The 666-nt window shown below is 70.9% G+C and carries 1 protein-coding gene; it reads right to left on the minus strand.

Annotation, left to right across the window (positions count from 1 at the left end; all coding sequences use genetic code 11):
• On the minus strand, positions 1–666 hold a 666-nt coding region (locus GJV64_RS15195; protein WP_164158364.1), incomplete at both ends, for a TPM domain-containing protein.

Consider the following 666-nt stretch of genomic DNA (forward strand, 5'->3'; position numbering starts at 1 on the left):
CCGCTCCAGCTGCCGCCCATGCCGGGGCCCCAGATGATCACCGGGCCGCGCCGCCGGCCGCGCCCGCCGCCACCGCCGCCCGTCGCACCGATCAGCCACAGGATGACGATCACCCAGAAGATCACCTTGATGATCGACACGCCATCACTGTCGGCGCGGCTCTCGGTGCTGGCCTGCGCGGCGGCCACCGCCTGCTTCTGCTGATCGGGCGGCAGCGCGAGCAATGTGATCAGCCTGTCGGCGCCGGCAGTGATGCCACCGGCCATGTCGCCAGCCTTGAAACGGGGGATGATGTCGCGCCGGATGATCTGGCTCGACATGGCGTCGGTGAGCACGCCTTCGAGGCCATAGCCCACCTCGATGCGCACCTTGCGCTCGGTGGGGGCCACGAGCAGGATGGCGCCGTTGTTCACGTCCTTCTGGCCGATGCCCCAGTGGCGCAGCAGGCCGACGCCATAGTCCTCGATCTCATAGCCTTCGAGGCTAGCCACGGTGGCTACCACCAGCTGGGTGCCGCCCTGATCCTCGAGCGCCTTCAGCCGCCCCTCCAGCGCCGCCGCCGCTTCGGGGGTCAGCACGCCGGCCGCATCGGTGACCCGGCCGGTGAGCGGCGGATAGGTGGGCGCGGCCTGTGCCGGGACGGCCAGCTGCAGGACCGCCAGCAGC

This window comes from Sandarakinorhabdus rubra, assembly GCF_010994245.1.
Lineage (GTDB): Bacteria > Pseudomonadota > Alphaproteobacteria > Sphingomonadales > Sphingomonadaceae > Sandarakinorhabdus > Sandarakinorhabdus rubra.